This window comes from Massilia sp. CFBP9012, assembly GCF_034045115.1.
Lineage (GTDB): Bacteria > Pseudomonadota > Gammaproteobacteria > Burkholderiales > Burkholderiaceae_D > Telluria.
Genome location: NZ_JAXCWM010000002.1, coordinates 1 through 24501, shown reverse-complemented (window position 1 = coordinate 24501; position 24501 = coordinate 1). Strand labels below are relative to the sequence as shown.

Sequence of the window (24501 nt, the reverse complement as noted above, 5' to 3'; positions counted from 1 at the left end):
GAACGACGTGTTTTACGTTGGTGGTGCAAGCACGCGACTCAAGGCGGCGGCATGCCTTCATGCGCCAGCAATGTCGCTGGATACGCATCGAAACGGCGTGGTAATTCCTCATCATCGTCGAGGAGGGCGGTGGTGAGGAGCAGCAGGTCCTGCTCGATATGCTCGAACAGCGCATTGGCGACGCTGGCGTAGCTGATGTGGAAGTTGGCGGAAGTCATCTGCGGATTCTACCTGCGCTGCATTGCACCAATGTGCCAGATCAAGCCCGATTTGACCGGTTTCAAGCGCCGATGGTTCGCGCCGCAAGTTTCTGCGCGTACGCTTGCCGTAACGCCGAGTTTGTGCTCGCTCAAGTGCTGGTACCGCAGAGCAACACCTGTGGTATCAGATGCGAATACGCAACCGTGAATGTGAGAAACAGCGTTTGTTCCGCTGTGCTTGCCGTTGTACATTACGCCTTCCTTCACAGCCGAGCTTTCCAGCATGAGCCAACCGAATCAGTTTTCCCTGCTGACCCAGCGCCGTTTCGGCCCGTTCTTCTGGACCCAGTTCCTGGGCGCCTTCAACGATAATCTGTTCAAGACCGCGCTGCTGGTCGTCATGACCTATGACGCGATCAACTGGACCACGCTCGATCCCTCCCTGATCAACAACCTGATCCCTGGCCTGTTCATCCTGCCCTACGTGCTGTTCTCGGCCACCTCGGGCCAGATCGCCGACAAGTTCGACAAGGCCAAGCTGGCGCGCATCGTCAAGGTCGCCGAGATCGCGATCATGCTGGTGGCCGGCATCGGCTGGATGACCCACACCTTGTGGCTTCTGGTCGCGGCGGTGATCGGCATGGGCATGCATTCGACGCTGTTCGGGCCGGTCAAGTACGCGTATCTGCCGCAAAACCTCAAGCCCGACGAGCTGGTCGGCGGCAACGGCGTGGTCGAGATGGGAACCTTCGTCGGCATCTTGCTGGGTGAAGTGGCCGGCGCGATCCTGGTCGGCTACAAGCCGAACGGCATCATGCTGGTGGCCGGCGCGACCGTGATCTTCGCCGTGCTGGGCCTGGCCGCCGCCTGGCGCATCCCGCCATCGCCGGCGCCGGCGCCCGAGCTGCGCATCAGCCGCAATTTTCTGTCCGAATCGTGGCGGAACCTGTCGTATTCGCGGCAGAACCGCACCGTGTTCCTGTCGATGCTCGGCAATTCCTGGTTCTGGTTCTATGGCGCCTTGTTGCTGGCCCAGTTCCCGGTGTTCTCAAAAGATTACTTGATGGGCGACCACAGCGTGTTCGTGCTGCTGTTGACGGTGTTTTCGCTCGGCATCGGTCTTGGTTCGCTGCTGTGCGAACGCTTGTCGGGCCACAAGGTGGAAATCGGCCTGGTGCCGTTCGGCTCGATCGGCCTGTCGGTGTTCGGCATCGACCTGTATTTCGCCAGCGAAGCCTTCATCGCCAGCACGACGGCGGTGGACTGGCTGGGCCTCTTGAACCAGCCGGGCGCGTGGCGCATCCTGGGCGACCTGGTGATGATCGGCGTGTTCGGCGGCTTCTTCATCGTGCCGCTGTTCGCCCTGATCCAGACCCGCTGCGACCAGAAGCACGTGTCGCGCACGATCGCCGGCATGAATATCCTGAACGCGATCTTCATGGTAGCCTCGGCCGGCGTCGCCATCCTGCTGCTGGGGCAGGGCTTCAGTATCCCGGAACTGTTCCTGACCACGGCCCTGATGAATGCCGTGGTGGCGGTGTACATCTTCTCGCTGGTGCCGGAATTCCTGATGCGCTTTCTGGCCTGGCTGCTGATCCACACCGTGTACCGGGTGCGCACCATCGATACGGCGCGCATTCCGAGCGAAGGCCCGGCGGTGCTGGTGTGTAACCATGTCAGCTATGTGGATGCGATCGTGATCAATGCCGCCAGCCCGCGTCCGATCCGCTTCGTGATGGACCATCGGATCTTCAAGACGCCTTTCCTGCGCTGGATCTTCCGCGCCGTGAACGCGATCCCGATCGCGCCGGCCAAGGAAGACCCGTGGACGATGGAAAAGGCTTTCGTGGACATCGCCCATGCGCTGCATGACGGCGAACTGGTGTGTATCTTCCCGGAAGGGCGCCTGACCTCGACCGGCGAGATGAACGAGTTCCGCAATGGCATTTCGAAGGTCATGGAGCGCAGCAAGGTGCCGGTGATCCCGATGGCGCTGCGCGGCCTGTGGGGCAGCTGGTTCACGCGCGACCAGAGCAATCTGTTCGGGCGCCGCATCGCGCGCGGCATGCGCTCGCAGCTGGCGCTGGCTGTCGGCCAGCCGGTGGCTCCGGAGCAGGCGACGCCGGAATACCTGCAGCAGCAGGTGATGGCGCTGCGCGGGGAGTGGAAGTAGGAATGCTGATCCGTGTCCAGCAAAGATCTTGCACAGTATGGCAAAAGCGCAAGATTTTTTCGCTGGCTCTGATATAATTATTGACTAGTCGGGGCGTAGCGCAGCCTGGTAGCGTACGTGCATGGGGTGCACGGGGTCGGAGGTTCGAATCCTCTCGCCCCGACCAATAGATTCAATGAAAAAGGTCAGCTGAAAAGCTGGCCTTTTTCGTTTCAGCGTCCGGGATGCAACCCGTCACTCTTTCAGCGTTCGCCGGTCTCTTGCAGCGCCGCGTGCGCATGGGCCGATGCCGTGATCGCTGCCGGGAAACCGGCGTAGAACGCCAGGTGGGTGATTGCGGCCGCCAGTTCGGTCCTGGTCAGGCCATTGGCGATGCCGCGCTTGAGGTGTGCCGGCAATTCGTCCGCATGGCCCAGAGCGACCAGGGCGGCGATGGTGACGAGGCTGCGGTCGCGCGGTGCAAGCTCGGGGTCGGTCCAGACTCGCGAATACAGCGGGTCTTCGACCAGCGCGGTCAGCTTGGGCGTGAATGCCCGTGCGGCTTCGCGCGGGCTGGTGAAATCGATCGGTTTCATGGTTGCTGCTCTCCCGTGTGGATTCAGACCTGGCTGACGAATTTATTGACCAGGTAATGGTGGATGCCCTCGGCGCCGCCTTCGGAACCGATGCCGCTTTCCTTGATCCCGCCGAAAGGCAGTTCGGTGGCGACGATCCGGTAGTGGTTAATGCCGATCATTCCCGCTTCCAGGCGGTCGGCGACGTCGATCGCGGTGCGCGCGCTCGTGGTGAAGGCATAGGCTGACAGGCCGTAAGGCAGGCGGTTCGCTTCCTCCAGAGCATCGTCGAGGTCGTCGAACGGACACAGCACGGCGATCGGCCCGAACGGTTCTTCATGCATGATGCGTGCGCTCAAAGGCACGTCGGCCAGCACCGTCGGCGCGAAGAAGTAGCCGGGACCGTCGATGCGGTGACCGCCGGCGAGCAGGCGCGCGCCCTGGCCTACGGCGTCTTCGACCAGCGATGTCATCTTGTCCAGCTGGCGCGCATTGGCCAGCGGGCCGATCTGGGTCGCCGGATCGAGGCCGTCGCCGACCACGAGCGCACCGGTGGCGGCCACGAAGCGTTCGGTGAACCGGGCGTACACACTGCGCTGGACCAGGAAGCGCGTCGACGAAATGCAGATCTGCCCGGTGCCGCGGAAGCGGTTGGCGGCGCCGCCGGCCGCGGCGGCCTCCAGGTCGGCGTCCTCGAATACCAGCACCGGGCCATGTCCGCCCAGCTCCAGCGTGATCGGCTTGACACCGGCGGCGGCGCGTCCGGCCAGCAGGCGGCCGACTGGCATCGAGCCTGTGAAGGCGACCTTGCGGATGACGGGCGACGCGATCAGGTGCGAGGAAACTTCGTCCGGCCGGCCGAACACCACCTGCAGCACGCCCTTCGGCAGGCCGGCATCGTCCAGTGCGCGCGCCAGCGCCAGGGCGGTGGCGGGACTTTCCTCGCCCGGCTTGATGATGACGCTGCAGCCTGCGGCCAGCGCGGCCGACAGCTTGCGCGCCGGCGTAATGGCGGGGAAGTTCCACGGGGTAAAGGCGGCGACCGGACCGATCGGTTCGCGCTTGACCAGTTGCAGCACGCCGGGCCGGTTGGCCGGCACCACGCGCCCATCGATGCGGCGCGCCTCCTCGGCAAACCATTCGAAATAATCGGCGGCGCGCATCACCTCGTCGCGGCTCTCGGCCAGCGGCTTGCCTTCTTCCAGTGTCATCAGGGTGGCGATGTGCTCCACCCGTTCGCGCATCAGGTCGGCGCCGGCCTTGAGGATACGGGCCCGCTCCGCCGGCGCGGTGCGGCGCCAGAGCGTGAAGGCATCGTCGGCGACACGCAAGGCGCGGTCGAGGTCGGCCGTGTTCGCCAGCGGCAGGCGGCCGAGCACGGCGCGGGTGGCAGGGTTGACGACGGCCGCGGTATCGCGCAGGCCGGCGTCCAGCCAGCAGCCGTCGATGAACAGGTACAGCGGGTCGTAGGAGGCGGTTTGCATCTTGCGTTCCTTTCCGGTGGGTGAGTAGTGCACCGGACAAAGAGTAGGCTTCGGGAACGCGTTTGATAACCAGCCTGGCGCCGACAAGGGCTTTGCACTGCGCGCACAAATCGGGATGGACCGCCCTTATGGTCCGGCGCGCTCTGCCCCGGCGGCGGCCACCGCCCACCTTTCGGGCACCCCGATGTGCGCCTTGAGCGCGTCGATGAAGGTGCGCAGCTTGACCGCCGGTTGCGCCAGCGCGCGCAGGACATGGATGTCGGTGTGCATGCACGGCAGGGCGCACGCTTGCGGCAGCACCTGCACCAGTTCGCCGTCCTGGAGCGCCTGGCCGACCACCCAGTCCGGCAACAGGCCGATGCCCATGCCGGCCCGGATGGCCTGGAACATCGCCTCGAAGTCATCGCAGCGAAACACGGCCTGGCCGCCGCCGACCGGCGCGCCCAGCAGGTCGGCCCAGCCCAGCAGGTCGTTGCCATGCAGCTTGTCGACCAGGCAGTGCGCGCGTAGCGCATCGGCGCCCGCCGGGACGCCGCGGAGCGCCAGGTAGGCGGGGCTGGCGCACAGCAGCCGGGTCTGGCGGGCGATGCGGGTGGCGATCAGGGTGCTGTCGGCCAGGCTGCCGATACGGATCACCGCGTCGAGCCGCTCGGCCACCGGGTCGGCAAGGCGCTCGGTCAGGTCGAGCTCGATCCGTAGCGCCGGATAGTGTTGCGCCAGCGTGGCGACCACGGGGATGACATGGCGCCGGCCGAAGGTGGGGAAGCAGGCGATGCGCAGCACGCCCTGGACCTCGCCCTTCATGGAAGCGATTTCTTGCTGGGCATCGTCGAGTTCGTCGAGGACGCGGCGCGCCCGCACCAGGAGCGCCTGGCCGGATTCGGTCAGGGTCAGCATCCGGGTCGAGCGCAGGAACAGGGCGGCGTCCAGGTGCCCTTCGAGCGCATCGATCTGGCGCGCGACCGACGACGGCGTGATGCCGCGGCGCCGGGCGGCGCCGGAAAAGCTGCCCTCACGGGCCACGTCGGCAAACACGCCGAGGTATTCGGCAAAGCGGTCGGTCAGCATCCTGCGGCTCCACGCATCGATTGTGCCGGGCATTATCACATGGAAGACAAAGACGGGGCTGGGCAGGGCACTCCCGTAATCTGTATGACTTGCGCGATTCATGCACAGCGCGCATAGCCGTTTGCCGTCGCCGACGGATTATCAAGCGCTTCGCCGCTGGCTATCCTGATCACACATCCTCTATCGCACCGTGTGCGATCGACTTGCCCATCACTTCAAGGAGCTCAGCATGAAAGCGATTGTTTTCGACCAGTTCGGCGCGCCGGACGTACTCAGGATCGGCGAGGCGCCGGAGCCGGTGCTGCGTCCCCATGACCTGCTGGTACGCACCCGCGCGGCCGGCGTGAACCGCGCCGACCTGACCCATCGCCGCGGCGGCTACGGCCGCCCCGACTTCGGCGACTCCACCATCATGGGCCTGGAAATCGCCGGCGACGTAATCGCGGTCGGCGCCGACGTGCGCGGCCATGCGATCGGCGACCGGATCATGGGCATCGTCGGCGGCGGCGCCTATGCCGAGGTGGCGCGCATCGACTACCGGATGGCGATGCCGGTTCCCGACAGCTTCGACTACGTCCAGGCCGCCGCCATCACCGAGGTGTTCGTTACCGCGCACGAAGCTTTGATCCACCTGGGCAAGCTGCAGCCCGGCGAAACAGTGCTGGTGCATGCGGGAGCCGGCGGCGTCGGCGGCGCCGCGGTGCAGCTGGCGCATGCGCTCGGCGCACGCGTCCTGGCGACGGCCCGTGGCGCCTCGCACGCGCTGGTGCGTCGGCTCGGCGCCGATCATGCGATCGACTACGAGAACGAGGATTTTGGAGATGTCGTGGCCCGGCTGACCGACAACCGGGGCGTCGATCTGATCCTCGATTTCATCGGCGCGCCGTACTTCGAACGCAATGTCAACGCACTCGGCTTCGCCGGGCGGCTGGTCCAGATCGGCATCATGGGCGGCGTCGAAGACGCGAAGATTCCGCTCGAACGCCTGCTGTACCGCCATCTGCAGATCTTCGGCACGGTCATGAAGTCGCGCACGCAACAGGTCAAGTGGGGTATGTCGGAACGCTTTCGCGAGCGCTGGCTGCCGGCGTTCGCCAGTGGCGAGCTTGCGCCGGTGATCGACCGCACGTTTCCGCTGGCCGAAGCGGCACTGGCCCACCAGCGCATGGAAGCGGGCCTGAATGTCGGCAAGATCGTCCTGACGATATAGAGCGCGGCGGCACGCTGCCTAGCCGGGGGCGCGCGGTGCGACCCCGTCCAGCAGCGCCAGCAGGTTGCCGATATCCACCGGCTTGACCAGGTGCCTGGTGAAGCCCGCCTGCTTCGACGCCGCCATGTCCTGCGGCTGGCCATAGCCGCTCAGCGCGATCATGGCCGCACCGGCCACCAGCGGGGCCGCGCGCAGCCGTTCCACCAGCCGGTGGCCGTCCAGATCCGGCAATCCGATATCGAGCAGGCACACGTCGAAACTTTCCGTATCGACCCGTCGCAGCGCTGCCATCGAAGAATCCTCCACCCCGACCTCATGCCCGACCGCCGACAGCACGATGCCGAGCGATTCGGCCGCATCGCGGTTGTCATCGACAATCAAGATGCGCAGCCGCGATTGCGCGGCCAGCGTCGAGTCGCCCTCGCGCTGACCTGTGCCGCCGTCCTCGCCATGCGCACCAAGTGGCAGCACCACGTTGAAGCAGCTGCCCCGTCCCGGCCCGTCGCTGTGCGCCTCGACCGTGCCGCCATGCAGGTTGACCATGCTGCGTACCAGCGCCAACCCCAGTCCAAGACCGCCCTGGGCGCGATCCGGCGTGCGCTTGGCCTGGGTGAACAATTCAAACACATCATGCAGCAGCGCGGAATCGATGCCGATGCCATTGTCCTTGACGCTCAGCTTCACCTGGCCGGCATCCGGCAGCGGATCGGCGCATACCGCGATCTCGCCGCCGTCCGGCGTGTACTTGGCCGCGTTGTTGATCAGGTTGGCCATCACCTGCACCAGCCGCTTGCGATCGCCGGTGACGGTGACGTTGGCCGCGCCCAGGCGGGTCGACAGGGTGTGGCCCTTTTTTTCGATCAGCGGGCGCGCCTGCTCGATGGCGTTCTGGATCACCGACTTGAGGTCGACGGCCTGGCGCTCGAGCTCGACCAGGCCGCGCGTCACGCGCGAGACGTCCAGCAGGTCGTCCACCAGCTCGACCATGTGGCGCACCTGGCGCCCGATGACGTCGCTGGCGTGGGCGATGCGCTTCGGATCGGCGCCGGACAGCTTGAGCATCTGGGCCGCGGTGCTGATCGGCGCCAGCGGGTTGCGCAGCTCGTGGGCCAGCATGGCCAGGAACTCGTCCTTGCGCGAGTTCGCCGCCTTCAGTTCTTCGGCGGCCAGCTTGTGGTCGTGCATGTCGGTGACGGTGCCCATCCAGCGGATGATGCGGCCGGCCTCGTCGCGTACCGGCAGCGCGCGATTGAGTACCCAGCGGTACTCGCCGCTGTGGTGGCGCAGGCGGTGCTCGATCTCGAACAGCGCGCCGCTTGCCAGGCTGTCGGCCCACAGCGCCAGCAGCAAGGGCAGGTCGTCGGGATGGATGGCCTCGGTCCAGCTGGTGCCGGCCAGCTCCTGCGTCGGCAGGCCGGTGAAATCGCTCCAGCGCCGGTTCGTGTAGTCGTTCTGGCCGTCGGGCCGGCTCGACCACACCATCTGCGGCATCGCGTCGGTAATGGTGCGGAACTTCTCCTCGCTTTCGCGCAGCGCGCGCTGCGTGTCGACCTGGTCTGTGAGGTCCATCGAGGCCGCCACCGCGCCCGTGATGGCGCCATCCTCGGCGCGGATCGCCGTGGCATGGGTTAACAGGGTGCGCCGTTCCTGCGGCCGCCCGAAGGGCGCGATCTCGACGATGTCGACTTCGACCCGCTCGCCACGCAGCGCACGCGCCAGCGCCCATTCGTGCGCCTGGATCGGCCGGCCGTGGCGCTCCGAGCCGTCGGCCCACCAGCCGCGCCACTCGGCGTACTGGACCTGGCTGGTCGACATCGGGTGTTCGCCCCACAGCTGGCGGTTCATGCGGTTGACGGCCGACAGCGCGCCATGTTCATCCACATAGACGATGCCGACTGGCGCCGAGCTGAGCAGGGCGTCGAGGCGGCGGCGGTCGGCCTCGGCCTGGCTGGCCGCGGCGCGCGCCGCCGTTTCGCTGGCCTGCAAGGCGCGCTCGGCGTTCTTCTTGTCGGTGATGTCGGTGAACAGCAGGGCCACGCGGCGCTTGTCCGGATGGTCGATCGGACTGGCATACACATTGAACCAGCGTCCCATCGCTTCCGACCCTTCCTCGAAGCGGCGCGCCTCCCCGCTGCGCGCGATTTCGTCATAGGTGTCGACCCAGCCCTGCTCGAGATTCGGCACCAGCTGGCGCGCGGTCTTGCCCACGCTGTCCACCAGCCCGGTGTGGCGGGCGAAGGCGCGGTTCGCTTCGATGAAGCGGTAGTCGACCGCGCGCCCGTCGGCGTCGTCGATCAACTCGAGCAGGCAAAAGCCGTCGTCCATGGTCTCGATCAGCGCGTGATTGGTCTGCTGCAGGCGCTGCCGGAGCAGGTGGTCTTCGGTGACGTCGTTGCAGATGACCAGCACGCCGCGGATGCCGGCCTCATCCTCGATCGGGCTGTAGCCGTAGGTCCACCACACGTCTTCGCGCCGGCCGTTGCGGGTCAGCGGAACCAGGCGGTCCTCGAACCAGGCGCTGGCGCCGTCGCGCATCACGCTCTCGATGTCGGGGCCGATCAGGTCCCAGGCTTCCTCCCAGCATGGGCGGCCCGGTTGGCCAAGCGCGGCCGGATGGCGCTCCGGCCCCAGGGTGTGGCGGTAGCCGTCATTGTAGAACTGGATCAGGTCGTCGCCCCACCAGATGAACATCGGGTGATTGCTCGACAGCAGGACCCGCAGCAGGGTCTTGAGCGTGGACGGCCAGGCGTCGGGCGGCCCCAGCGGGCTGTCGCGCCAATCGTGGGCACGCATGAGGGCGCCCATCTCGCCGCCGCCGGCCAGGAAGCTGTGATTCGTATGCAACATCGTCAATCGGTGGTGTGAGTAACTGCCCACGATACGGGCTGCTTGCTCACTTGGCAACTGCAATGTTGCAAGGCAAGATTCGACTCAAGCGGCGCCGGCGCTGGACGCTTGCTGCTGTTCGGCCAGAAAACGGTGGACTTGCGCCACCACGGCCGCGCCTTCGCCGGCCGCCGCGGCGACGCGCTTGGTCGAGCCGGCGCGCAGGTCGCCCACGGCGAATACGCCCGGCACGCTCGTCTCGAGATCGCGTCCGCCATGCTGTCCCGTGGCTTCGTAACCGGTCAGCACGAAGCCCTTGCGGTCCAGTTCCACGCCGCACTCGAGCAGCCAGTCGCTGTTGGGATCGGCGCCGATGAACAGGAACAGGTGGTGGGTATCGAACACGACTGGCGGGCCGCCGCTGCGGCTGCGGCAGTGCACCCGCTCCAGTCCGGTATCGTCGCCCTCGAGCGAGGCCAGTTCGAGCCGGGTGTGCAGCACGATGTTCGCGCTCGCCCGGATGCGCTCGATCAGGTAGCTCGACATGCTGGCCTCGAGACCGCTTGAGCGCACCATCAGGTGCACCGTGTGGGCGTGGGCGGCCAGGTAGACGGCGGCCTGGCCGGCCGAGTTGCCGCCGCCGACCAGCACCACGGTCTGCTGGCGGCACACCTTCGCTTCGACCGGCGAGGCCCAGTAGTATACCCCGCGGCCCTCGAAGCGGGACAGGTCGTCCAGCTCGGGCTTGCGGTAGCGCGCGCCGGCCGCCAGCACCACGCTGCGTGCCCGCACGCAGCTGCCGTCGTCCAGTTCCACGCGCAGCGGGCGCTCGCGGCACAGCAGGCGCATCGCCGGCGCCGGGATCGCGACCTCGGCCCCGAACTTGCTGGCTTGCACGAAAGCGCGGCTCACCAGGGCGTGGCCCGAGATGCCGGTGGGGAAGCCGAAGAAATTCTCGATACGCGCGCTGGCGCCGGCCTGGCCACCGTAGGCGCGCTGTTCCAGCACCATCACCGACAGGCCTTCCGAGGCCGCATACACCGCCGTGGCCAGGCCGGCCGGGCCGGCGCCGACCACCAGCACGTCGTAGACCATCTCGCGCGTGATGCGCGGCATGGTGCCCAGGAAGCGGCCCACCTCGAGCAGGCTCGGGTTCTTGATCACGAAGCCGTCGGGCATGGCGACCAGCGGCCAGTCGTGTTCCTGGCGCCAGTGCTCGCGTACCAGCTCGGCGGCGTCCGGATCCGAGGCCGGGTCGCGCCGGGTATAGGGTTGCGCATTGCGCGATAAAAAGCTCTCGAGCTCGAACAGGCGCGCATGGCCGGGCGGCCCGATCAGGATCGGTCCGGTCGGTTGTTCGCCGATCAGGCGCGCGCGGCGCAGCATGAAGGCGCGCATCACGCGCTCGCCCAGCACTGCCTCGGCCATCAGCAGCGCACGCAGCGCCTCGGGATCGAGCACCAGGGCTTCCAGGTGGCCGACCGCCACGCCGTCGACCAGCGGCGGCCGGCCCGACAGCTGCGACACTTCGCCGGTGAACTGGCCAGGGTCGAACAGGTGCACCTCGACCCGGTGGCCGAGCGCATTGCTGCGGCTGCAGCGCAGCTGGCCGGATAGCACCACGACCATGCCGGGCGAATCGACCAGGGCCCGGAATACATAGTCGCCATCGTGCCAGGCGCGCTCGGTGGCGAAACGGCGAATGCGCTTGAGTTCTTCCTCGCCGAGGACGGGATAGACCTGGTGGCCGCGTGTTTTCAGGTCGATCAGGTAGCGCGGATCGATGACGGACGGTTCGGGCAGGGACTCGGGCGTGCTGTCGTTCATGGCGGTTCTCGGCTCGGCTGGGCTGGTCGGATGGCGTGCTGGCGACTGCATGGTAATCCAGGCCGGTCGCTTTGTAAGCTATACACTAGGATGGGTATCCAAGGCGTGTAAATCGCTCCCTATTCAGCGCTGGCGCTGCAGCCGCAACAGCAGCCAGCCGGCCACCGTGGTAAAAGTCGCGACCAGCCCCAGCGCGATCCAGAAGCCGTGGCTCTCGTCGGCCAGCGGGATGCCGCCCACGTTCATGCCGAGCAGGCCGGCGATCAGGTTGATCGGCAGGGCCATCACCGTCACGATCGTCAACAGGTACAGGCTGCGGGCATTGTCCTCATTGACGCGGGCGGCGAGTTCTTCCTGCAGCAATTTGATGCGTTCCTGCAGCGCGGCCAGGTCGCTCAGCACCACCGTGAATTCCTCGGTCGCCTGGCGCAGGTCCTGGCGGTCGTCGCCATCGACCCAGCCTGGTGGGCGCTGCAGCAGGCGGAACAGGGCGGCCGGTTCCGGCGCCAGCAGGCGCTGCAGGCGCACCAGCACCCGGCGCAGCGTGCCGAGGTCCTCGCGCTGGCGGGTCAGGCGGCCCGCCAGCAGCCGGTCTTCGATCGTGTCGACCCGCGCCACCGCCTCGCGCACGATATTGACCAGCACGTCGGCCTGGTCGCGCAGCAGGTGGATCAGCAGTTCGCTCGACGAGCGCAGCAGGGTGCCCTGGCGCACGTCCTGGCGCAGGCGCTCGATCGAGGCCAGGGGCTTCCTGCGCGCGCTGATCGCGACCTGCGGTGTGACGTGGACCCACAAGGTCGAGATCTCGGCGCTGTCGAGCGAAAAGCCGTGCAGCACGTCGTTGACGACGGCGATCAGGGCATTGTCGGCCAGCTCGAGGCGGGTCGAGCGCGAACCCTGGTGCAGCGTTTCGTAGAATTCGTCGGCCAGCATGGCGTGGCTGCGCAGCCAGCGCTCGCTGGCGGTGTTCGACAGGTTGAAGTGCAGCCAGATGAACTGTTCCGGTTGCGGGTCGCGCATCCAGGCCAGGGCCTCGTGCACGCCGATCGGCGTTGCGGTCGTGTCGCGGCTGAATAGAAATCCCCATACCAGGCCCGAATCGTCGGAGCCGTAACTGAAGCCGGGAGCCGCCATCTGCGCCATTGACCTTCCTGGATGAATAAACGATAGGCAATTGTAGAGCGTAATTGCAGCGCGATGCGGAACCTCGGCGCGATTGCCGGTGGCATGTATGGAAATCTTGGCTTGTCATCAAGTTGAAACCATCGGCCGTTAAGATTGCTCCTGTGTCTCTCCGCGTGATCCCTCAACCGGATACTGCGTTTTTCCGTCGGCTTCACGGTCGACGGATTTTTTTTGTGCGCCTCCCAGGCGGGCATGGCGCTGCACGATGGGCTGTCGAGCCCGACGAAAGGAAACAGATGCAAATTTCTCAGATCGATCGCCGCGGCGCGGCGCCGAACGACATGGCTGACAATAGCCTTGCCAATCCCTACGCGGGCGCGACCCACGTGGTGCGCCAGGGCATCCTCATCCAGGCCAGCCTGGGCACCCGCAGCGCCGTCGAATTCCTGAAGCAGCATGGCGTGCATGGCGCGGTGATCCACCGCGTGCTGATGGGCGAGCAGCTTCGTGGCGACGATCAGGCGGCGCTCGACGAGCGTGCGGTGATCGACGATCCCAGGATGTAGTCGGAGCCTGCGGCCGAGGTTCAGGCGTGTTCGGTCAGCTCGCGCAGGATGGCGCACTGGCCGGCGGGCCGCGTCGAATCGCAGCGCGCACGCAGGGTCGACAGTTCGGTGCGCAGCGCCTTCAGTTCGAGAATCTGGCGGTCGATCTCGGACAGCTGGTGGTCCACCAGCGCGTTGACGCCGCTGCAGGAGCGTTCCGGCTGGTCCTGGTAGCCGAGCAGGGTTTCCACTTCGCCCAGCGACATGCCCAGCGACCGGCAGCGGCGGATGAAATGCAGCCGCTCGGCGTGGCTGGCATCGTACATCCGGTAATTCGCCTGCGACCTGACTGGTGGCGGCAATAATCCCTTCTGTTCGTAGAAACGGACCGTCTCGGACTGGCAGCCCGTCAGTTTCGCCAGTTCACCAATGCGCATCAGCATGTTCATCCCTTGACCTTGTAGTAACTACAGGGATTCTAATGCAGTTATTGTCATTGGAGGGTGATCATGTCTGCTTGCTGTTCCGGATCCTGCAGTTCGTCCACGCCGCCGCCCGATGGGCGCTACCGTAAGGTGCTATGGGCGGCGCTCATCATCAATTTCGCCATGTTCGGCGTCGAGCTGGCCAGCAGCCTGGCCGCCGGCTCGGTGGCGCTGCTGGCCGACTCGGTCGACTTTCTGGGCGACGCCGCCAACTACGGGGTGTCGCTGTTCGTGCTGGGCATGGCCGTGGTGTGGCGTTCGCGCGCGGCCTATGCCAAGGGCGTCGTGATGGGCGTCTTCGGCGTGCTGGTGCTGGCGCGGGCGCTGTGGCTCGGCCTCGACGGCCATCTGCCGCATGCCCAGACCATGGGCGCCGTCAGCCTGCTGGCGCTGGCCGCCAACGGCGCGGTGGCGGCCATGCTGTACGCGTTTCGCAACGGCGACGCCAATATGCGCTCGGTGTGGCTGTGTACCCGCAACGACATGATCGGCAACCTGGCCGTGATGCTGGCGGCACTTGGCGTGTTCGGCACCCGCGCCGGATGGCCGGACATCGTGGTGGCGAGCATCATGGCGTGCCTGGGCCTGTCGGCGGCGCGCGAAGTGATACGGCAGGCGCGCGCCGAGCTGCGTGAGCAGGCGTCGGCGGCAAGCGTGCCGGTGCCAGTGCCGGTGATTACGCCGGCGCCGATCGTCGAGATCCGGCGGCACTGACCGGGATCGTCCTGGTCCCGGCAAACATCGTCGGCCATCATCATCCCAAAGGACGTGCACCCGCCTGCGGCCGCACGTCCTCGCGCTCGCCGTGCTCGGCGATCAGCAGGGCCGCGCTGTACAGGTCCGGCGCGATGCGCGTGGGCAGGCGGCGTGGGCCCAGGCGCCATTCGGTCTCGCTGCCGTTGTCGATCAACAGGGTGCGGCAGCCGGCGCGGTTGCCGGCCTCGACGTCGTGCAGGATGTCGCCGATCATCCAGGACGCGCGCAGGTCGATGCCATGCTCGTGCGCCGCGCGCAGCAGCATGCCGGGCGAGGGCTTGCGGCAGGCGCAGGCGAATGCATAGTCGCCGACAGTGCCGAGCGGATGGTGCGGGCAATAGTAATAGCCTGCGAGGGTGAGCTGCTCGCGAAACAGCAGGTCGCTCAGGCGATCCGAAACCGGGCCCATCGCCGCTTCGGTAAAACAGCCGTGCGCAATGCCGGACTGGTTGCAGACCACGAACAGGCGATAGTCGAGCTCGGCCAGCAGGCGCAGCGCCGCGCCGGCCCCGCTAACCAGGCGGATGCGGCGTGGCTCGGCATTGAATGGGATGTCGTCGACCAGCGTGCCCTCCTGGTCGAGGAAGATGGCTTTCATCGGATTGCGCGCTCAGGCGAAGCGCACGCGGTAGCGCACCGCGCCCGCCAGGCGCCAGAATACGGATAGTGGCGGCAGCAGGACCGAGGTGATCGCCATCTCGGCCACGTGCGAGGCGCTGTGCGCCGTGCCTTTCAGCCTGCGCATGCACAGGCGCACCGTGAGCGCCAGCCAGACGAGGGTGGCGGCCAGGGCCAGCCAGCGCACGCCCAGCGCCCAGCACGGCAGGGCGAGCAGCAGGGCGGCGACGATGGCGTAGTGGTCCCAGCAGGGACGCGCTTCTATGCGTTCGCGGTACAGCGTCGGGTGCTTCTTGTACAGCAGCGCGTCGAACACGGCATGGCGGATCTGCAGCAGGCTCGCACCCCAGGGCGCCGGACGCACCGGGTGCACGGCCAGCGCCTGCGGCGCGCGCACGATGCGGATGTTCTGTTCGAGCAGGCGGAAGTGCAGGTCGGCGTCGCTGCCGCGCTGGACGCTGAAGCGCTCGTCGAAGCCGTCGAGCCGTTCGAGCACCGGCTTGTAAACGAAGCAGTTGGCGCTGCTGAAATCGGCGAGTTCGTGCGCATGCGCGCTGCGCTGGCGGTCGGTGGGGCGGGCCGGCACCGGGGTCTCGATGCGGCCGCAGACGACGGCGGCGCCGCCGTCCAAGGCGGCCAGCCCATGGGCCAGCCAGTCGGGACTGGGTACGGCGTCGTCGCTGGTGAAGGCGATGACGTCGGCGCGCGCCGCGCGCCAGCCACGATTGCGTGCGGCGCCCGGCCCGCGTGGCCCGGTATTGGCGACATAGGCCAGGCGCGGCCCGCGTTCGAGCGTGCGGGTGCGCCAGCCGGCCACCAGGTGCAGCGTATTGTGATTGGGTTCGTCGTCCACGACGATGACTTCGACGCTGCGCGGATCGACGCTCTGGCGCATCAGGGCGTCCAGGCTGCGGTCGAGCAGGTCCATGCGGCCGCAGGCCGGCAGCACCACGGAAACCGTGGGGAGGGCGTTATTGGGGGCGTCATCCGGTGCAGGCATGCGAGGTCTCCTCGGTTTCTCCGCTGGTCTCGCGCCACCGCGTGGTGGTGGCGATGTCGAGCGGTTCGAGTGCCCTGCATATGGCCCGGTTCCTCCAGTCCGGTACGGTTTGGAGATGGATCAACGCGGATGCCGGAAAAAACAAGCGGCCCTCGATGGGGCCGCTAGTCATGCGAAAAAAGAGCGTGCTCAGCCGCGCGAGAAACCGGTGTCGTCGTCCATCTTGCGGTCGCCCGCCAGCTTGTTGGCGCCGCCCGGGCTGCGCGGGTAGCCGCCGGCGGCGTCGTTCGACTGGTGCACCGGATTCGGCTCGGCGTGCATGCTGCCGCCGACCTGGTAGCCTTCGCCCTCGGTGCGCGGACCCGAGTTGCCGGGGCTGCGCGGCAGGCCGCCGGACACGTTGTTCGACTTGTGGACGTCGTCGCTGCCATTGTCGCGCGGCTCGGCGCCGCCCTGCGCGGCTTCGCGGTCGACCTGTTGCTGGACCCGGCTGGCGCTGGCGTCCTGGGTGTCGGCCCGGTTGTCGTCGGCGCCCTGGCGGTTGCCATAGATGTCGCCGTGCTGCACGCCCGGCACGCCGGCCTCGGTGCCGATCGGCTCCGGCGCCACGGTGCCCGGCACGCGGCCGTCGCGGCCCGGTTCAGTGCCGTGCAGCTGCGGATGCGCCGGATCCTGCGGATTGAGCGTGTCGCCGGTCTGGGTCTTGCCCTGGCGATTGAGGACGTCGCCGCTCACCGAGACGCCGGTATCGCGCTGGCGGTTGCCAACCGGCTGCTCGAGCTTGCCCCAGGCATCGGAGTGCATGCCCATCTGGCGCTCGTGGCTGTCGGTGACGCCCTGGGTGGTGCCGCTGCCGCCGGACTGCTGGCCCTGCATCGAGCCACCCTGGGCCAGGCTGCCGCCCGAGTTGTCGATCGCGGTTGTGCCTTGCTGGCGGCTGGCCGCATTGGGGTAGGTATGATCCGGCGGGCCATCGCGCGTGATGCCCTTGGAACCGGGAGTGCCTTTTTCATTGGCGCCGTAGTCGGCCTGGTTGCCGGGAAGTGTGTGCTTGTCTTGCTTTTTGGTATCCATGACGGTCTCCTGTGCTGTAGACAGGCAGGTCGAATTCCTGCCGCATACAGCCATGATGCATGTCGCGCGCCCCGCACAGAATAGGAAGAGGTAGGGGGACGATGTAGGACTTATCCTGAAGAGTTTATTGACGACTGGAAGTAATTTTTCGCAGATGCATTATTTGTCGCGCGAAGTCCTACAAAGTCATCTGAAATGCTCCTATAGCCGCATCGGAGATGCCTGCCTAAGATGGGCTTCGACTCATCGTTCGCTGACCTGGTGGCCAGCGGCGATCGGGTCTCAAGCCTGCCGCAGGACGCGGCGGTTTCCACAAGTGTATAAGGGAGAACGTCATCATGGCCTCAAGCAACCAAGGTAACAAGCAATCGGGCACCCAAGGCAATAGCCAGAGCACCGCCAGCGGCACCCGTAATCGCGGCTTCGCCTCGATGGATCCGGCGCGCCAGCGCGAAATCGCCAGCCAGGGTGGCAAGGCAGCCCATGCCAAGGGTACCGCCCATGAATTCACGTCGGAAGAAGCACGCCGCGCCGGCAGCTTGAGCCACGGTAACCGCCAGTCGGCCAGCGCCAGCGCCGGCACGGCGTCGCGCACCTCGAGCAAGAGCGGCAACCGCCAGAGCGCCCAGGGCGGCAACCGCAGCGGCGGCTCGAAAGAGTAAGCAACTGACCGGCTGAGGCCGGTGACAGGCAGGCAACGGGAAGCCACGAGCTTCCCGTTTTGCTTTGGTTTTGCCTTCAATACACACAAAATGCGAATGGGATGGGGTAGAATCGCTGCGCCTTTTTCAACCTTCCCCCAAGGATCAACGTCGTGAAACCAGCGGTCATTCGTCAAGTCAAGAGCCTGTCCATGTCCTGCGACCGGGTCGGCAACCTGTTGCTCACCAAGTTCTCCAGCCAGGGCGCGAGCGACCTGTGTATCCACATCCCGGCCTCGATCGTTTTCTGGCTGCTCAAGCACTTGCCGGTCAACCGCGATCCGCAACTGAAGGCGCCGCCTGCCGGCCCCGGCATTACCCAGGACGATTGGGACAGTCCCTACATTCCGCGCGCGCAATATGTGAACTGCAAGGAACTGCCGGGCGCGATCCGCATGAGCTTCGTGCTCGATCGCAAGCCCGACCTGACCGTCGTCCTCGACCGCGGCAACGTCGAACTGATGCGCCAGATCATGGCCATGTACACCAAGGACCTGATCGACCTCGACGCGCAGTAAACACGCGCTTGGCGCCCGGCCCGGCATCAGCGGTCGGCGTGGCCGATCCGGTATCATGGCCGGCGCTGCTTATGCACTGATCGTCGGGCAGGCGCCCGACGCCCCGATATTTGCACACCGTCCACCGCGACGGGCCATGAAAGGATCCCACGATGCCCATCAAGATCAGCACGATGTTCGACTCCGGCTCGATCGACGTCGTCCGCGCCGACAACGTCAAACAGATCGACCTGAACCTGCGCAAGGATTCGCACGCCGACATCCACCAGTGGTTCCACTTCCGCCTGCAGGGCGCGCGCGGCCAGGCGGTCACGATGCGCATCCTGAACGCCGGCCAGGCCACTTATCCGAAGGGCTTCGAGGGCTACCAGGCGGTGGCGAGCTACGATACCGAGAACTGGTTCCGTGTGCCCACCAGCTTCGACGGCCAGGTGATGACGATCGAGCACACCCCGGAACTGGACAGCGTCTACTACGCCTATTTCGAGCCCTACACCTGGGAACGCCACCTGCGCCTGCTGGGCGAGGTGGCCGAGAATCCGATCGCGCGCGTGCACGACATCGGCAGCACGGTCGACGGCCGCGACATGAACCTGGTGGTGATCGGCAATCCGCAGGCCGAGAAGAAAATCTGGGTCATCGCCCGCCAGCACCCGGGCGAATCGATGGCCGAGTGGTTCGTCGAAGGCATGATGGATGCGCTGCTCGACAACGCCAACCCGGTCGCGCGCAAGCTGTTGCAGCGCGCCGTGTTCTACATCGTGCCGAACATGAACCCGGATGGCTCGGTGCGCGGCAACCTGCGCACCAATGCCGCCGGCGCCAACCTGAACCGCGAATGGATGAACCCGTCCCTCGAGCGCAGCCCTGAAGTCCTGTGCGTCAAGAGCAAGATCGAAGAAGTCGGCATCGACATGTTCTTCGACATCCATGGCGACGAGGCGCTGCCCTACAACTTTGTGGCCGGCTGCGAGATGCTCGAAGACTTCACCGCCGAGCGCGCGCTGGAGCAGAGCAGCTTCATCGATCGCTATATCTCGTGCAGCCCGGACTTCCAGAAGGAATACGGCTACGCCGCCAGCAAGTACAACGACGAGCTGCTGACCCTGGCCTCGAAGTACGTCGGCCACCACTACAAATGCCTGTCGCTGACGCTCGAGATGCCGTTCAAGGACAACGCCAACCTGCCCGACCCCCACGTCGGCTGGAACGGCGCGCGCAGCGCCTTCCTGGGCGCGGCGATGCTGCAGCCGATCCTGCAGGCGCTGGGCTGATCGCATGGGCGTTGAGATTGAACGCAAGTTCCTGATGGCGAACGATGCCTGGCACACGCTGGGCACGCCCGTCCTGGTTCGCCAGGGTTACCTGAGCTCTGACCCGCCGCGCACCGTGCGGGCGCGCATCTATGGCGACCAGGGTTTTCTTACCATCAAGAGCAAGAGCGAAGGCGCGGCGCGCGGGGAGTGGGAGTATCCAATCCCGCTCGAAGACGCCGCCGAACTGCTCGACCGCCTGTGCGAGCGGCCGCTGGTCGAGAAATACCGGCGCCGCATCGAGCACGCGGGCTTCACCTGGGAAGTCGATGAGTTCCTGGGCGAGAACGCGGGCCTGGTGGTGGCCGAGATCGAGCTGCCGGCCGAAGACGCGGTCTTCGACAAGCCGGACTGGATCGGCCAGGAAGTCACCGGCGACAAGCGCTATTACAACTCCAACCTGATCCGTTCCCCGTATTCCACCTGGACCGATACCGACCGATGATTACTGTCTCGCGCCGCAGCCTGCTCGCACTCTCCCTCGCCACCGCACTGGGACTGGCGCTGCCGGCCACCGGCGCCTTTGCCGCCGACAATGCTTACTTTCCGCCGGCCGGCGAGTGGGCCCGCAAGGATCCGGCCCAGCTGGGCATGGACCCGGCGGCCCTGGCCGCGGCCGTCAAGTTCGCGGAGTCGCGCGAGACCGAGCGCCCACTCGATCTGTCCGACCAGGAAGCCGTATTCGGCACCCGCCTGGGCTCGATGCCGACCAAGCGCGCCCACACCAATGGCGTGGTGATCTACAAGGGCTATGTGGTGGCCGAGTTCGGCGATACGCGCTTCGTCGATCCGACTTACTCGGTGGCCAAGAGCATGCTGGCGACGGTTGCCGGCGTGGCGGTGCGCGACGGCCGCATCCAGGTCAATGATCCGATGGCCAAGACCGTCAGCGACGGCGGCTATGCAGCGCCGCACAATGCCCCCGTCACCTGGAAGCAGCACCTGCAGCAGGAATCCGAGTGGGAAGGCGAGCTCTGGGGCAAGCACAGCAACTTCATCGGCAAGGAGGCCTTCGGCAAGGGTGAGAAAAAGCCGCGCGCGATCAAGGCGCCGGGCAGCTTCTACGAGTACAACGATACCCGCGTGAACCGCTTCGCCCTGTCGCTGCTGCGCGTGTTCGGCCAATCGGTGCCGGATGTGTTCCAGCAGCAGATCATGGATCCGATCGACGCGTCGAGCACCTGGAAATGGGTTCCCTACCATAACAGCTATGTGGAAGTGAACGGCAAGCAGGTTCCGTCGGTGAGCGGCGGCACGCGTTGGGGCGGCGGCATGTGGATCGACAGCTGGGACATGGCGCGCTTCGGCTACCTGTGGCTTCATCAGGGCAACTGGGGCGGCAAGCAGATCCTGCCGGCATCCTATGTGAAGGAAGCGCTCACCCCGAGCGCCCACGGCCCGGATTATGGCTATCTGTGGTGGCTCAACACCAAGGGCAAGAACCTGCCGGGCATGCCGGCCACCGCCTTTGCGGCGCTGGGGGCGGGCAGCAACGACATCGTCGTTTCGCCCGAGCATGATCTGGTGATCGTCTGGCGCTGGCACGCCGGCAACGCGGCCGAGTTCGCCACGCGTGTGATCTCTGCCATTCGTAAATAACGACGTCCACTATCCGCAACGCGGGGCGCTCCAATTGTGCGGAGCAAAACGGCATTTGAATGATATATTTTTATCATTAATTCCACCCGCGATGCGGTGTTGTGTGTCCACGATTGATCCGACAATTTATTCTTGAAGCAACCCAGGTCGGGTCAAGGTCAGGCATACGCTCCGGCATTGCCAACACCACCAGGACACACAAGAATGAACAAGAATATCGCCATCGTCGGCGCTGGATTCTCCGGGGCCGTGATCGCAAACCAGCTGGCGCAGGCCGGCTATACCGTCGACGTGTTCGAATCGCGTCCCCATATCGCCGGCAACTGCTACTCGGAACGTGATGCCGAGACCGGCGTCATGGTCCACGTCTACGGCCCGCACATCTTCCACACCGATAACGAGCGCGCCTGGGAATTCGTCAATCGTTATGCCGAGTTCAAGCCTTACGTCAATCGCGTCAAGGCGATCACCGATGGCAAGGTGTTCACCCTGCCGATCAACCTGTTGACCATCAACCAGTTCTTCAACAAGACCATGGGCCCGGCCGAGGCGCAGGAATTCCTGCAGAGCCTGGGCGACAAGTCGATCGAGAATCCGACCACCTTCGAAGAGCAGGCGCTGCGCTTCGTCGGTCGCGAGCTGTACGAGGCTTTCTTCAAGACCTACACCATCAAGCAGTGGGGCCTGCACCCGAGCGAGCTGCCGGCCAGCATCCTCAAGCGCCTGCCGGTGCGTTTCAATTATGACGACAATTACTTCAACCACAAATACCAGGGCATGCCGGCCGACGGTTACACGGCGCTCGTCCAGAACATCATCGACGTGCCGGGCGTGACCGTGCACCTGAATACGCCCTTCGATCCGCTTGAGAAGGGCAACTACGCCCACGTGTTCTACAGCGGCCCGATCGACGCCTGGTTCAAGCACGAAGAGGGCCGCCTGCCTTACCGCACGCTGGACTTCGAGACCTTCCGCGCCGATGGCGACTACCAGGGCAATGCCGTCATCAATTACTGCGACGACGAAAAAAAATACACCCGCATTACCGAGCACAAGCATTTCTCGCCGTGGGAAAAGCACGAGAAGACCATCTGCTACGCCGAGTACAGCCGCCAGTGCGAAGAAAAGGACGTCCCCTATTATCCGATTCGCCAGACGCGCGAGAAGGCGCAGCTGGAGCTGTACGTCAACAAAGCGAAGAACGAAGACAACGTCACTTTCGTCGGCCGCCTGGGCACCTACCGATACCTGGACATGGACGTCACCATCCACGAAGCGCTGCTCACTGCCGACAAATTCCTCGACAGCGCGAAGAACGGCGAGCGCATGCCGGCCTTCACCATCGATCCGATGGCGTAACTGCGCTCAGGCCGCGCTCATGCAGCAAAGCCGCCGTCGATCAGCAGGTCGGCGCCGGTGACGTAGGCGGCTTCCGGTCCGGCCAGGTAGGCGACCATGGCCGCGATCTCTTCGGGGCGGCCATGGCGCTTGATCGCCATATAGTCGTGCAGGCCGGCGCCGAACTCGGTCTTTTCCGGGTTCATGTCGGTGTCGACCGGGCCGGGCAGCACATTGTTGATCGTGATGCCGCGCGGCCCCAGTTCGCGCGCCAGTCCCTGCGTCAGGCCGCTCAGGGCTGACTTGCTCATCGCATACACCGACCCGCCCACCATCGGCATGCGCAACGCATTGGTGCTGCTGATATTGACGATGCGTCCGCCTTCCTTCATATGCGGCAGCGCCGCCTTCACGCCGGCGAAGACGGCGCGCACATTGACGTTGACCGTCTTGTCGAAATCTTCCAGCGTGAAGTCGTCGATCGGCCCGAACACGGCGACGCCGGCGTTGTTGACCAGGATGTCGATGCGGCCATATTGTTGCGCGACGCGGGCGATCGCGGCGTCGATCGCCGCCGGATCGGCCGCATCGCTGCGGATCGCTTCGGCGCTGCCGCCTGAAGCCTGGATCTCCGCTACCAGCGTCTCGGCGGCGCCAGCCGATTGCTGGTAGGTCAGCGCCACGTGCGCGCCCTGGCTGGCGAGCCTTTTCGCGATGGCGGCGCCGATGCCGCGCGAACCGCCGGTGACGACTGCAATCTTGCCTTCGAATGCCTTGTTCATGATGGACTCCCTGTGAATGATTGGACGAGTCGGCAGTATGCTGCCGACCAGAAGTTGAAACTAGCCAGCTAGAGGTCGTATGACTTTCAACTCCAGGTATAAAATCCCGGGATCGCTACCATCCAGACACCGCCATGCCGGAATCGATCAGCCATCTCGTCTCGTTCATCTACAGCGCCGAGGAGCGCGGCTTTTCGCCCGCCGCGCGCCGGCTGGGCCTGAGTCCGGCCGCGGTCAGCAAGAACGTCGCCCGCCTCGAGCAGCACCTGGGCGTGCGCCTGTTCCAGCGCACCACGCGCCAGCTGCGGCTCACGGCCGAGGGCGAACGCTATCTGCACGAAGTGGCCGAGCCCTGGCGCCGGATCGAGGAGGCGACCCTGGCCACGCGCCAGGGCGCCGGCCAGCCGGGAGGCACCCTGAAAATCGGCATGGCGCCGCTGGTCGGGCGGACGTATTTCGTGCCGATGCTGGAAGATTTTCTCAAGCGCTACCCGGCCATCGTCCCAGACCTGCACTTCGAGAACCGTCAGGTCGACCTGGTCAAGGAAGGTTTCGACGTGGCGATCGGCGGCGGCGTCGAGCTGAACGAGGGGATGGTGGCGCGCGAACTGACGATGGTGCGCAGCATCGTCGTGGCCAGCCCGGGCTACCTCGAGCGGCGCGGCGGGCCGCTCGATCCGGACGGCCTGGCAAGGCACGACGGCATCGCCCGCCGCGCCGTGGGCAGCGGCCGGCTGCTGAGCTGGACCCTGCGCCATGACGACGGGCGGCAGGCGCCGGTCGACCTGCGCACGGCGCTGGTGTGCGACGATCCCGAGGCGATGGCGCAGGCGGCGCTGGCCGGCATCGGCATGGCGGTGCTGCCGCTGCCGCACGCGCAAGCGTTCCTGCGCAGCGGGGCGCTGGTCGATGTCTTGCCGGGATGGTATGCGCCGGGGAGGGCGCTGTGCCTGTACTACGCGAGCCGCAGGTTGTTGCCGGCCAAGACGCGGGTGTTCATCGACTTTGTGGTCGAGCGTTTCGAGGAGCAGGGGTTGGCGCGGCAGTTCATGACGCCGGAGGCGCCGGGTGCGTAGTGCCGCATTATCTGAATAACGCAGCCCCAGAACCGTCGTTTAACGCAGCCCCAGAACCGTCGTTCCCGCGAAGGCGGGAACCTAAGTCCGTCGCGGACCAGCACATTTTTTCTGGCTAGATCCAGCGCACTTAGGTTCCCGCCTTCGCGCACTGGTGTCCGGAATAATTTCGGGCGCTTGAATAAGCCCGCTTCATAGGAAAAACCACGTCGTTCCCGCGGAGGCGGGG

General features: G+C 65.9%; 23 protein-coding genes and 1 tRNA gene. 12 read left to right on the top strand and 12 right to left on the bottom strand.

The genetic code is table 11. The features are described 5' to 3' along the window. Positions 1–38 precede the first annotated feature (38 nt). Entirely contained in the window at positions 39–218 is a 180-nt protein-coding gene (locus SOM61_RS02775) for a hypothetical protein (RefSeq protein ID WP_320472681.1), read from the bottom strand. A 265-nt stretch (positions 219–483) separates the two neighbouring features. On the opposite strand from SOM61_RS02775, the gene SOM61_RS02770 reads away from it, so the two are divergent. Both SOM61_RS02770 and SOM61_RS02765 read left to right on the top strand, forming a co-directional pair. Beyond that, positions 484–2373 carry an MFS transporter gene (locus tag SOM61_RS02770; protein WP_320472680.1) on the top strand — a complete coding sequence of 630 codons (1890 nt, stop codon included), beginning with the start codon at positions 484–486 and terminating at the stop codon, positions 2371–2373. 89 nt (positions 2374–2462) lie between these two features. Further along, a tRNA-Pro gene (locus tag SOM61_RS02765) sits at positions 2463–2539 on the top strand. 76 nt (positions 2540–2615) lie between these two features. Here the strand turns inward: SOM61_RS02765 and SOM61_RS02760 are convergent. The 3 genes from SOM61_RS02760 to SOM61_RS02750 form a co-directional block, all read right to left on the bottom strand. Continuing rightward, positions 2616–2948: a carboxymuconolactone decarboxylase family protein gene (locus SOM61_RS02760; RefSeq protein WP_320472679.1), complete on the bottom strand. Its 333-nt coding sequence runs from the start codon at positions 2946–2948 to the stop codon at positions 2616–2618. Positions 2949–2971: 23 nt separating this feature from the next. Then, positions 2972–4411 (bottom strand): NAD-dependent succinate-semialdehyde dehydrogenase, encoded by a 1440-nt coding sequence (locus SOM61_RS02755; protein ID WP_320472678.1) that lies wholly within the window; start codon positions 4409–4411, stop codon positions 2972–2974. A 126-nt stretch (positions 4412–4537) separates the two neighbouring features. Then, a complete protein-coding gene (locus SOM61_RS02750) occupies positions 4538–5479 on the bottom strand; it encodes a LysR family transcriptional regulator (RefSeq protein WP_320472677.1) in 942 nt (313 codons plus the stop codon). 229 nt (positions 5480–5708) lie between these two features. Here SOM61_RS02750 and SOM61_RS02745 point away from each other — a divergent pair, with 229 nt between their 5' ends. After that, the gene (locus SOM61_RS02745) at positions 5709–6689 is read left to right on the top strand and encodes an NAD(P)H-quinone oxidoreductase (RefSeq protein WP_320472676.1); all 981 of its coding nucleotides are present in this window, start codon (positions 5709–5711) and stop codon (positions 6687–6689) included. A gap of 18 nt (positions 6690–6707) precedes the next feature. Here the strand turns inward: SOM61_RS02745 and SOM61_RS02740 are convergent, their stop codons facing one another. The 3 genes from SOM61_RS02740 to SOM61_RS02730 form a co-directional block, all read right to left on the bottom strand. After that, positions 6708–9536 carry a hybrid sensor histidine kinase/response regulator gene (locus tag SOM61_RS02740; RefSeq protein WP_320472675.1) on the bottom strand — a complete coding sequence of 943 codons (2829 nt, stop codon included), beginning with the start codon at positions 9534–9536 and terminating at the stop codon, positions 6708–6710. Positions 9537–9620: 84 nt separating this feature from the next. Then, complete coding sequence (locus SOM61_RS02735) at positions 9621–11342, bottom strand: FAD-dependent oxidoreductase (protein WP_320472674.1); 1722 nt, start codon at positions 11340–11342, stop codon at positions 9621–9623. Positions 11343–11465: 123 nt separating this feature from the next. Beyond that, on the bottom strand, positions 11466–12485 hold the full coding sequence (locus tag SOM61_RS02730) for a transporter (protein WP_320472673.1): 1020 nt from the start codon (positions 12483–12485) through the stop codon (positions 11466–11468). A gap of 278 nt (positions 12486–12763) precedes the next feature. On the opposite strand from SOM61_RS02730, the gene SOM61_RS02725 reads away from it, so the two are divergent. Then, on the top strand, positions 12764–13033 hold the full coding sequence (locus SOM61_RS02725; RefSeq protein ID WP_147932986.1) for a hypothetical protein: 270 nt from the start codon (positions 12764–12766) through the stop codon (positions 13031–13033). Between the two features lie 20 nt (positions 13034–13053). On the opposite strand, the gene cadR is transcribed toward SOM61_RS02725, so the two are convergent. Next, entirely contained in the window at positions 13054–13455 is a 402-nt protein-coding gene (gene cadR, locus SOM61_RS02720) for a Cd(II)/Pb(II)-responsive transcriptional regulator (RefSeq protein WP_229446334.1), read from the bottom strand. Positions 13456–13521: 66 nt separating this feature from the next. Between cadR and SOM61_RS02715 the strand changes: the two genes are divergently transcribed. After that, positions 13522–14211 (top strand): cation efflux transmembrane domain-containing protein, encoded by a 690-nt coding sequence (locus SOM61_RS02715; protein WP_320472672.1) that lies wholly within the window; start codon positions 13522–13524, stop codon positions 14209–14211. Positions 14212–14251: 40 nt separating this feature from the next. Here the strand turns inward: SOM61_RS02715 and SOM61_RS02710 are convergent, their stop codons facing one another. The 3 genes from SOM61_RS02710 to SOM61_RS02700 all read right to left on the bottom strand — a co-directional run bounded on the left by SOM61_RS02710 (position 14252) and on the right by SOM61_RS02700 (position 16945). Further along, positions 14252–14851, bottom strand: coding sequence for a D-glycero-alpha-D-manno-heptose-1,7-bisphosphate 7-phosphatase (locus SOM61_RS02710; protein ID WP_320472671.1), 600 nt, complete (start codon positions 14849–14851; stop codon positions 14252–14254). Between the two features lie 12 nt (positions 14852–14863). Continuing rightward, entirely contained in the window at positions 14864–15871 is a 1008-nt protein-coding gene (locus SOM61_RS02705) for a glycosyltransferase family 2 protein (protein WP_320472670.1), read from the bottom strand. A gap of 189 nt (positions 15872–16060) precedes the next feature. Then, on the bottom strand, positions 16061–16945 hold the full coding sequence (locus SOM61_RS02700) for a hypothetical protein (protein WP_320472669.1): 885 nt from the start codon (positions 16943–16945) through the stop codon (positions 16061–16063). Between the two features lie 338 nt (positions 16946–17283). Between SOM61_RS02700 and SOM61_RS02695 the strand changes: the two genes are divergently transcribed. From SOM61_RS02695 to glf, 6 genes are all read left to right on the top strand, one after another. Further along, complete coding sequence (locus SOM61_RS02695; protein ID WP_320472668.1) at positions 17284–17607, top strand: KGG domain-containing protein; 324 nt, start codon at positions 17284–17286, stop codon at positions 17605–17607. Positions 17608–17759: 152 nt separating this feature from the next. Beyond that, the gene (locus tag SOM61_RS02690; protein ID WP_320472667.1) at positions 17760–18164 is read left to right on the top strand and encodes a hypothetical protein; all 405 of its coding nucleotides are present in this window, start codon (positions 17760–17762) and stop codon (positions 18162–18164) included. A 152-nt stretch (positions 18165–18316) separates the two neighbouring features. Beyond that, positions 18317–19438: a M14 family metallopeptidase gene (locus SOM61_RS02685; protein WP_320472666.1), complete on the top strand. Its 1122-nt coding sequence runs from the start codon at positions 18317–18319 to the stop codon at positions 19436–19438. A 4-nt stretch (positions 19439–19442) separates the two neighbouring features. Further along, the gene (locus SOM61_RS02680; protein ID WP_320472665.1) at positions 19443–19922 is read left to right on the top strand and encodes a CYTH domain-containing protein; all 480 of its coding nucleotides are present in this window, start codon (positions 19443–19445) and stop codon (positions 19920–19922) included. Further along, positions 19919–21076 (top strand): serine hydrolase domain-containing protein, encoded by a 1158-nt coding sequence (locus SOM61_RS02675; protein ID WP_320472664.1) that lies wholly within the window; start codon positions 19919–19921, stop codon positions 21074–21076. Before SOM61_RS02680 ends, SOM61_RS02675 begins: the two co-directional genes overlap by 4 nt. A gap of 204 nt (positions 21077–21280) precedes the next feature. After that, positions 21281–22435, top strand: a complete 1155-nt coding sequence (gene glf, locus SOM61_RS02670; protein ID WP_320472663.1) for a UDP-galactopyranose mutase — start codon at positions 21281–21283, stop codon at positions 22433–22435. 17 nt (positions 22436–22452) lie between these two features. Here glf and SOM61_RS02665 read toward each other — a convergent pair whose 3' ends face one another. Beyond that, a complete protein-coding gene (locus tag SOM61_RS02665) occupies positions 22453–23196 on the bottom strand; it encodes an SDR family oxidoreductase (protein WP_320472662.1) in 744 nt (247 codons plus the stop codon). A 134-nt stretch (positions 23197–23330) separates the two neighbouring features. Between SOM61_RS02665 and SOM61_RS02660 the strand changes: the two genes are divergently transcribed. Continuing rightward, the gene (locus SOM61_RS02660; protein ID WP_320472661.1) at positions 23331–24272 is read left to right on the top strand and encodes a LysR family transcriptional regulator; all 942 of its coding nucleotides are present in this window, start codon (positions 23331–23333) and stop codon (positions 24270–24272) included. The last annotated feature ends 229 nt before the right edge of the window (positions 24273–24501 follow it).